General features: G+C 59.1%; 2 protein-coding genes. One reads left to right on the plus strand and one right to left on the minus strand.

The features are described 5' to 3' along the window. Positions 1 to 59: 59 nt before the first annotated feature. Positions 60 to 839: a hypothetical protein gene (locus tag NW856_RS10780; RefSeq protein ID WP_414400226.1), complete on the plus strand. Its 780-nt coding sequence runs from the start codon at positions 60 to 62 to the stop codon at positions 837 to 839. A gap of 144 nt (positions 840 to 983) precedes the next feature. Here NW856_RS10780 and NW856_RS10785 read toward each other — a convergent pair. Then, positions 984 to 2309: class I SAM-dependent methyltransferase (locus NW856_RS10785; RefSeq protein ID WP_414400227.1), on the minus strand; the 1326-nt coding region annotated here is incomplete at its 5' end.

Here is a 2309-nt window from a genome sequence, read left to right on the forward strand (position 1 = left end):
TGTTCAGGAGAGTTCAGCGTGAATGTATCAGACAGGCAACTGCCCTTGAAAAGGCTTGAATGAGAACTACAGCCATCACTTGCTCTCGCCCGCCGCAGCTTAATTTTCCTCCCCAGCGCTGGCTGTGGAGTTGCTTCGGGGCCATGGCCATAACAGCTCTCACGGCTGTTGCAGCTTGGGCCCGGCCTGTGTTGGAAGTACGCATGACCCTGGGTTTGCCCATCAGCCCCAACTACTGGTACGTGGTGGCCCTCAGCCGGGCCGGTAGCCCCGGTCCCACCGCCAACTTGGTGGATCCCAACGTCCGTGTGGGGCCCAACGAGTACACCTTTGTGCGGGACTGGGATTACCTCATTCGGGTTACCCTCCTCAACGAAGAGTCGGTCTTGCAGGCCACCATCCAGCGGTTTGGAGAGCCGGAACGAGAGTTTGCGGTCGGCTTTAACCAGGTACGGGTCAATCGCCTCACCCGCGACCGCGACACCCTCAACTTCCAGATCGATATCTCCGAGCTGCAGGGTCTCGATGGGCGGGATCAAGATATTCAGGTGGCTCTGCTCACCGCTCGCGCCCCCTTCCGTGTGGCCCCCGAAGAGACCAATCTGGCCATTGATGCCACCCGGGGAGATTTGCCCAACTTCTATCGCCTCAGCCTGTCCAATCAGCGGCAGGTGGTTGTGGATGATCCCCAGCGACAAGAGACGGTGCGCCGCAGCCGCGAATTGATCCAACAAAGTGGCTCCGGAGCTGCCCTCACTCGCGACCTTATCGAGGGCGGGGCTTTGGAGATTTTGGCCGCCAACATCCTCACCTTCGAGCTGCGCCTGGTGGATCGCTAGAGAGGGATCTCTTCTCATCTGACATCTGCCCAAGACCGTTCTTGCAGCCCGGCAGAGCCCCAATCCCTCAATAGTGGTTCCAAGTTGCCGTGAACCGGCCCATTGGCTTCCCTCTATCCTTGGGAGAAGGGCTGGGGGATTTCCTCAAGCGATTTGAAAAACTCCTTCTCCTGGAATGGGTGCGGGATCCAACATCACAAACAAAAACGACTCCAGCCCCGCCAGGTAGGTGAGCACCTCCTCCTGAGCCGCTTCTGTCTCCAACTTGTTGAGCTGGGCTGCCCGCTCGATCAAGACTTCCACCGCCGTTGGCCCCTGCAACAGGGATCCCAGCCAGGCCATCTGAGGAGGTGGAATGGTTAGGCGTCCATAGCTAGCCCCCGGCCAATTCATGGCAAACTCCAGCTTCTTCTCGTAGGCTTTGGCGAAGTTTTGGCGAAATTCGACGTTGTCGGGCAGGATGGGGTTAAGCTGCACCCTGCCCCCCAGCCAATCGGCGTCGCTCCAGGGCAAGACCAAGGAAGAGCCGGGGTGTTCTGCCCAAAAATCGATCAGGCGATGGTTGGGGTAGATCAGCTCATAAAAGTGATTTTGATCCGCAGGCGAGAGCTTGTCCAACTCAGCTTGCAACCAGGGGGGCATGGCCCTCTCCTTGAACAAAAGCGCCGGATCCCAGTCGGCATAGTCCACCAGACAAACCAGGCCCAGCTCAGCTTCCTCGAGCATGCGCATCAGGTCGGGGATCAGGAAGCCCTTGTCTCCTGGCAAGAGGTAGTTGGCCCGGATGTTGGTGTTGTCTTTGTAGATCTCAGGGTTCCAGCGCAGGGCTGCCCGCATTTCGTCCGAGGCCAAACTGGCCATGAATTCCCGTACCCGCTGACAGGCCTCAGGAGTGGGTAGATCAAACAGCCCCAGCAGCCGAAACGCCTCTTGTAGGCGAAAGATCACCTCCCGCTGGTAGGCGTGGTGCAGGTTGGCCCGCAGGATCCCGTCAGGTTTGAGAACCCGCTTGAGGGCTTTTAGCCCCGCCACCGGATCGTCCAGCAGATAGAGCACATCGTTGAGGCTGATGAAGTCAAATTCCAACCCCAACTGTTCGATATCCAACAGGTCGAGAACATACAACTCCACCTCTCCAAAACCGTGGTAGCGCAAGCGTCGCTCCGTCACCCGTACCGATTCTGCTGACAGGTCGCACACCACCAGCCGCGCCCCTGGATTGGCCTCCGCCAGGATCAACGTTTCCCAGCCAGAGCCGCAGCCGGCATTCAAAATCAGAGCGCCTTCGCTGGGCACAATGGCGCGAGTGCGAGCGTACTGAGCCGTCGTCAAGCTCAGGCGGTACAGCCCCTCAATGGCGTTGCGGCCCGAGGCCTCAATGGAAACATTGGGGTAGGGCAGTTCTTCGTACAGTTGCCGCAGAGATTCTGTCGAGCTGCTGGCCATGGGATCCGCTGCAGGAAGCTGCCC

It is taken from the genome of Synechococcus sp. R3-13 (genome assembly GCF_047462195.1).
Classification (GTDB): Bacteria; Cyanobacteriota; Cyanobacteriia; order Thermostichales; family Thermostichaceae; genus Thermostichus.